This is a genomic window from Patescibacteria group bacterium, assembly GCA_028692545.1.
Lineage (GTDB): Bacteria > Patescibacteriota > Patescibacteriia > UBA1558 > S5-K13 > STD2-204.
This window is the reverse complement of record JAQUXC010000011.1, coordinates 26,181-33,446: the sequence shown is the minus strand read 5'-3', so window position 1 is coordinate 33,446 and position 7,266 is coordinate 26,181. Positions and strand designations below refer to the sequence as shown.

General features: G+C 29.3%; 5 protein-coding genes. 1 reads left to right on the top strand and 4 read right to left on the bottom strand.

Annotation, left to right across the window (positions count from 1 at the left end):
• The first annotated feature begins 191 nt into the window (after window positions 1-191).
• A complete protein-coding gene (locus tag PHZ07_04520) occupies window positions 192-1,388 on the top strand; it encodes a hypothetical protein (GenBank protein MDD3284829.1) in 1,197 nt (398 codons plus the stop codon).
• A 57-nt stretch (window positions 1,389-1,445) separates the two neighbouring features.
• Here PHZ07_04520 and PHZ07_04515 read toward each other — a convergent pair whose 3' ends face one another.
• The 4 genes from PHZ07_04515 to PHZ07_04500 all read right to left on the bottom strand — a co-directional run bounded on the left by PHZ07_04515 (window position 1,446) and on the right by PHZ07_04500 (window position 7,200).
• Entirely contained in the window at window positions 1,446-2,345 is a 900-nt protein-coding gene (locus PHZ07_04515; protein MDD3284828.1) for a M48 family metallopeptidase, read from the bottom strand.
• A gap of 4 nt (window positions 2,346-2,349) precedes the next feature.
• The gene (gene trpS, locus PHZ07_04510) at window positions 2,350-3,519 is read right to left on the bottom strand and encodes a tryptophan--tRNA ligase (GenBank protein MDD3284827.1); all 1,170 of its coding nucleotides are present in this window, start codon (window positions 3,517-3,519) and stop codon (window positions 2,350-2,352) included.
• Between the two features lie 80 nt (window positions 3,520-3,599).
• Window positions 3,600-5,381, bottom strand: coding sequence for a hypothetical protein (locus tag PHZ07_04505; GenBank protein MDD3284826.1), 1,782 nt, complete (start codon window positions 5,379-5,381; stop codon window positions 3,600-3,602).
• A 40-nt stretch (window positions 5,382-5,421) separates the two neighbouring features.
• Window positions 5,422-7,200 (bottom strand): ribonuclease J, encoded by a 1,779-nt coding sequence (locus PHZ07_04500; protein ID MDD3284825.1) that lies wholly within the window; start codon window positions 7,198-7,200, stop codon window positions 5,422-5,424.
• Window positions 7,201-7,266: the final 66 nt, after the last annotated feature.

The window sequence follows — 7,266 nt, the reverse complement described above, 5'->3', positions numbered from 1 at the left end:
AGAATTTGGAACACTCCTTATGAATGGCTAAATTATTACAATTTTAAAAGAATACATTTAACCCTTAACGGACTTACTCCTCATGAAAAGTATTTAGAAAGTGTAACCCTTGACTGTTAACTGTACAGATTGACCAAAATACATAATTTTGTTAAGGTACATTATTAAAAATAATAATTGTTGGAGGAACAATGAACAGAGAACAGGAATATCTGGTAGTTTTGAGACTAAGATCTTTGTATGATAAGCTTCTTGAGCTTAGGACACAGATATCTGAACCTCAAAAAATTTACTGCAATTCCATAACAAAATTTTCCATAATGGAAAATTTTTTAAGAAATCTAAAAACTGACGGATTTGATTTAAAAGATCTGCCACTGGGTCATGATCTCGGACATATAATTAGAGACTGCAGAAATGCAATGCTTTTAGGATTTGATGAAAATCTTAAAAAGATAATTCATCCTTTGGATTTTATTGCATCATTTTTTGGTGGAACTAAACATGATAGTGGACTAATTCTATTCGAAAAAAAAGATTTAACTGAAAAGATATTTGGTTTTACTCCAGTTTCTAGGTATCAAGAAAAAAACAACTTCATAAGGCATGCTGAAGCTGGTGCTCTCTTGATAAAAAAATATCTAAATTTATTTGGATTTAAACTTAATAATATCGACACAGAATATCTCATGACTTTTATAGAATATTCCATAGCAGCCCACACCAATTATATGACAAGTTTTGAAGTAGATGAGAGAATCATTTCACCATATAAAGATGAGTGGGAAGATGGGTCTCCTATGTGGCCAGTATTTATGTCTCGATGGTGTGATCGTATGGACTGCATAGGTCCATATTTTTTCATCAGACATTTTTGTACACTCCTCTCAAACAAAGAGGATTATACAATTATAAATGGGGAAAGGGTTTTCCACAAAATAAACATGGAAGAACACATGTATCCATTTGCTCTCATAGAAGAACAGAAAAAAACCATAGCTACTATGAGAACACATGTTGAAATGTTTTTAAATTCTCAAAATGAAAACACACCATACGGAAAAAATGATATTCAAAATTCTGTTATGGTTTCATTTAGAGAACATCAAAAAACACTTGGATGGGAAGTTATTGCAATGTTAGACAATCCTCTTCCTAGAAAAAATGTATTAGACAGTTATGGTTTGTATAGCCTTCTAAAAAGCACATCTATGTCCAATAGAGACCTAGAAATAAAAATTCTTGTAGATAAATTCATGAAGCTTCCAGACGACATATCAATTCCTTGGCTTAGTGTATTTACAAAAATACAAGAGCTGATTATCACATCAAATTTTCCTATGGAAAATAAATTCCTAGGAATATCCAAGAAACTATTTCTCAAATAAAAACTATAAGCCCCTGTATCGTTAGATACAGGGGCTTTAAAATATTTTCAAATTTTTCTAAATACTCATTGCTCTTAATTTTTTTATTCTGTCATCTATTGGTGGATGAGTTGCAAAAGCACGACCTATTCCATTTGCTCCAATTTTGAAAGGAGATGAAATATACAAATGTGCAGTTGCCTTGTTTGTTCTTATAAGTTGCCTGTCTTCTAGTTTTATTTTCTCAAGAGCATTTGCGAGCCCGTCAGCATAACGAGTCAAAAGTGCACCAGATGCATCAGCTAAATATTCTCTTTTTCTTGAAACTGCGAGCTGTATAAGCTGAGCAAAAAGTGGAGACAAAATTGCAAGTACGAGACCAATTATTACAAGTATTGCGCCAAGTTGCCCAGAACCCTTATCATTGTCCCTACTTGAAAATAATCTTCCTCGCAAGAAAAATTGTGAAAGTAATGTAATAATTCCAACGCAAATTATAACAATAGTCATAAGACGGATATCATAATTTTTTATATGGCTCATTTCATGTGCTATCACTCCTTCCAATTCTTCATTTTCAAGTTTTTCTATTGCACCGCTCGTAACAGCAATATGAGAATGTTCTGGATCACGACCTGTTGCAAATGCGTTTATTGCATTGTCAGGAATTATATAAACTTTTGGCATTTTTATTCCAGCTGTAATAGATAAATTTTCAACCATTCTATATAAATATGGATTGTTTTGATTTGATATTTCTTTTGCTCCGGCTGATGAAAGCGCTACTTGATATCCACCATAATAACTATACAAACTTGTTATTATTGAAAAAAATCCAGCTATAAATACAACTTCATATCCCCAACCAAAAGATTTTGAAAAAATCCAAGTAATAAGACATATAAAAACTACAAAAAGAAACATAAGTATATATGTTTTTCTTTTGTTTGAATCTATCTGCTGATAAAGTTGTGACATATTTTTATATTAACCCCATTTTACGTTTAATCTCTAATATATTTTTACTTGCAATTTTTTGTGCTTGTTTTGCACCATCATCCAAAATGCTTTTTAATTTTTTTGGATTTTTTAATAGCTCCTTTTTCTTATATTGTATTGGTTCTAATTTTTTTATAATCACATCTGCTAATTCTGATTTTAATTCTGAATATTTTATAATTTTATTTTTGTATTGTTTTAAAAATTTGTCATGAATATCACGTGCTTCAAAAAATAATAATAAATCAAACAAATTTTTTACACCATGCGACATTTCACCACTAGGATTTGAATCCGTCACCGCACGAGATATTTTTTTTCTAATTTCATCAGGCGTATCTGAAAGTGAAATATAGCTTCCAGAAATTGATTTACTCATTTTCTTTTCTGGATCATTTAATGCCATTATCTTTGCACCGGTTGTAATATATGGATTTACTTTTTTGAAATATTCCCCAAATTTATTGTTGAATTTTCTAAGAATCATATTAGTAAGTTCCAAATGTTGTGATTGATCATATCCGACTGGCACAACTTCTGCATTATAAAGCAAAATATCAGAAGCCATAAGAACTGGATAATCTAAAAGACCAATTTTAGATTCATTAAATGTTTTTTCTTCTAAATCTTTCTGAAAATAATTTTTTGTAATAGCCTCCAAAAGTTTAATATATTTGTTTTTATTAACTTTAACATTAGTAGAGTCTTTAATTGCATCTTTATCTAATTCTTCAAATTGACACTGCGCTTCATGAATCAATTTATTACGATTTTGCATTAAAATATTAATACCAGATTTATCCTTGAATTGCGTCATTCTTTGAAGTTCTGCAACTGGAGTAATTGTATTTAGCAACCAACAAAGCTCTGTATGTTCTTTTACATTTGATTGAACAAATAATATTGATTTTTTTGGATCAATTCCACAAGCTATTAAAGTTGCTGCCAAATCAAGTATTATGTCTTGATATTTTTTTGAATCATAATCGATTGTTATAGCATGAAGATCTACAATAGAATATATACAATTATAATTTCCACTATTTTGTAATTCTACCCAATTTTTTATTGCACCCAAATAATTACCAATATGAATTTCCCCTGTTGGTTGAATTCCTGAAAATAGTATTTTTTTATTATTTTGATTTATCATATTTACAATAAAATATTATTAAATATTTATAAACATATAGATATTTATCTAATAGGTTTCATATTTTTATATTAATTCTATTAAACCTTTCTGTCAAAATACTCATCCACAACCTCAAATGCTAATTCTTTAAAATGGTCAATATTTGATATTACTATATTATCTTTTCTTGATATTTCACGGCTAGACAACATATCATTATTATTACCTCGATTTCTAATCAAACTATGATTTAGGCCATTCTTCTTTCTAAAATTATATAAAGCTAAACTTGGGTCAGATTCTTCATAATAAACAATTTTGTTTGGTTTTTTTATTCTACTTTCTTTAAAATAATTCTCCCAAAAATCACAAGAATTTATTGTATCAGTAGCATGTTTATAATATAAACCATTTTCCTCCAAAATCTTTCTTATTTCAGAATTCATTCTGGTTTCATAATTATCATAAGCATTATTGTTATAATTCAAATATATATTATGAGTTTCTTTTATTCTTTTTAAAATATAGGGATCTCTAGCAAAAGCATTTAATAAACACTCATCTTCCATATTTAACATCTTTCTAATCTTATCTTTATTCTTTTGTAAAAAAGATTCAAAAGATTCTTTAATACAATTATCATATTTGTTATATTCTTCAAATTCTTTATTTATACTATCAATTTCAAAATCATCAACAAGTATTATTTTTTTCAACATTTCTATGTTGTTCTCATTTACTATTGGATTTTGATTTTCATCTAATTCATACCTAGACCCTGTTTTTTTATCAACTTTTGCATTCTTTGGTATAAAAACTATTCCAGACTCAAGATCAATCCCTTTCTCTTCATTTGCCCAAACCCAAGCATCATTCCAATATCCACCTCCACCGCTTATAATATTTCCATTGTAATAATATTGACTTGCTATTAGTGCTGATGGAAAACATATAAACATCTCATTAAATTTTTCAGATCCGTAATAAACATCAGCAACCTCTTCTGTTGCAAAATGTATGGCACTTGAATCAGAATAGCTACCAGCCGCCTCCATTGATCTTGTATCTAATCTTGTATTCAAATCTTCTAGTGCTTTTTCTTTGCTACTGTATAAATTTAAATGTAAAAAATTTTCAATTGCCTGTTTTTTGTTTTCTTGCGATAAGTATACTCCAAGTGGCGATCTCAATCTTCCATCTTTTAAAATCTCCATAAACCCTTCGGAATATTCACCAACTCCCGCCATGTGAAACATGTGTCCCGTATGATCCCTTATTCCTTGTCTTGTAACATGAGTTACCATGTTAGAAGGAAATCTTTGTAACAAAATAACATAATCATCAATTGATAATTTTTTCAAATTATCTTCATTAAAATATTTTTCTAAGGTTTCAAAATCATATTCAGAATTTTTCCATTTTTCCAATTCTCTTGCATGAAAATTTTTTGAAATAATTTCAGCACCTTTTAAATCTGATAATAAATAAATTTCCATTAATTCAGAATCTTTGACTTTTTTTTCTTCTTTCAACTCGCTTATTTCTTTTTGCAAATCTTCTAAAGATTTTTGTCCCAAAACTAGTTCTGCTTGTAAGTTTTTAACCTTTTGATGATTTAATATTTTTTTTAAAAAAGTATTAGAAAAATTATCAATCTCATTCCCTAGTTCATCTAACTGCTTAAGCAATTCTAATATTACACCTTCATTTTCTGAAATAGCCCCTTCTATATTAGAAAAGGACTGTATTTTTTCGTCTTTTTGTCTTATAGCATTAAAATGTTTAGATCTATACTCTCTAATCTTTTTAGCGGAATCATCTCTTTCATCTTGAAAGTTTTCTTTTGAAAATTCTCTTAAAATCTTTGATTCTTTGTGCATATATTTAATCCATCTTTAAATCATATTATATTACAAAAAGCTAAACCTCAATCACAACAGGAAGTATCATTGGACGTCTTTCTGTTTGTTCAAACAAAAACTTTCCCAATTCATTTCTAATTTTATTCTTCAAATACATGTCATTTGCCATGCTTTTTGGATTGTGTGTTGCCGTAAGCTTTCTTACGGTGTCTCTTGTTTTTTCTATAAGTTCTTTGTTTTCTTTCATATAAACAAAGCCACGAGATATAATATCAGGAGAGTGAACTAATTCCCCTGTTTTTGCACTAATTGTAACAATTGCTACAATCATTCCATCTTCGGCCATTTGTTTTCTATCACGAAGAACAATGTTTGATATATCTCCAACTCCAAGTCCGTCTACAAACACATATTCACTTGGAACTCTTTTATTTGTAAGTCTTCCGCCAAGCTTTGTAAATTCTATTACCTGACCATTATCTGCAATAAAAATATTTTTTGGATCAACCCCTGTTTCTTCCGCTATCTTTGCATGCATATGCAAAAATGAATGATGACCTTCAATAGGAATAAAATATTTTGGTTTTACCAAATTTATCATAAGCTTCAAATCTTCTTTTTTGCCATGACCACCAGCATGAACATCCATCATCTGATAATGGACAACATCTGCTCCTTGTCTATATAGACTATCTGTCAAACGTTGTACGGCACGTTCATTTCCAGGAATTACAGAAGATGAAAATATTACCGTATCATCTTTTTGTATTGATAAAAATTTGTGTTCTTTGTTTACTATACGCATTAAGACAGCCCTATCTTCTCCTTGGGCACCAGTACAACAAACAACAATTCTATTATCAGGATATTCTCTTAATTGTTTTTCTGTAATAATTGTATCTTTTTTGTATTTCAGATAACCAAGCTGATGAGCTATCTCAACATTTGTTTTCATACTATAACCCTCTATAATAATTTTTTTATTCAATTTTTCTGCAGCCAAAATTATTTGTTGTACTCTGTTTAAAAGTGATGAAAATGTTCCAATTATTACCCTTCCTCTTACATTTCTTATGATATCAAAAAGATTACCTTTAATTTCTGACTCACTCACTTGATGTCCTGGTTTTGGTGCATTTGTAGAATCAGACATAAGGGCTAATATATTTTGCTCTCCGAGTCTTGCTATTTTTGAAATTTCTGGAATATCTTCTACAGCTCCATCAAAATCCAACTTAAAATCTCCGCTGTGAACTATTTTTCCAAGAGGTGTATCTACTATAATACCCATTGAATCAGGAATATTGTGACTTACTTTGAAAAATGTAACTGTAAAGACACCTAATTTCAAAACATCATCTGAATTTATTGCACTAAGATTCAAAGGCGCTAATGTATCAAATTCCTCTGCTCTTTTTTGAATTATTCCAAGAGCAAGTGGTGATGAATATATTGTAGGATTTCCTAACTCTGGTATTAAATATGGAATTGCTCCAATGTGATCTAAATGTCCATGAGTCACTACAACTCCTCTTATTTTGTTTTGTTTACCTCTTAAATATTCTATATTTGGAATAACCAAATCTATTCCAGGCATATCTTCTTCTGGAAAAGAAACTCCCATATCAATAATTATGATATCATTTTCATATTCCAAAATAGTCATATTCCTACCAACTTCTTCATTTCCACCCAAAACTATAACTTTTAATTTTTCTTTTTCTGAAAATTTTCCTGAGTCTGCATGTTCTGAAGCAGGATCTGAAATATTTTTTTTATCTGTATTGTGTGGATTTAATTTTATTCTTTTATTTATTTGTTTGTTTTTAGCATTCATATTTTTTTTCAAGCCTGGCTTGATTTTTTAGTTTAATAATAAAACGACAAGATTTATTAATAGAGA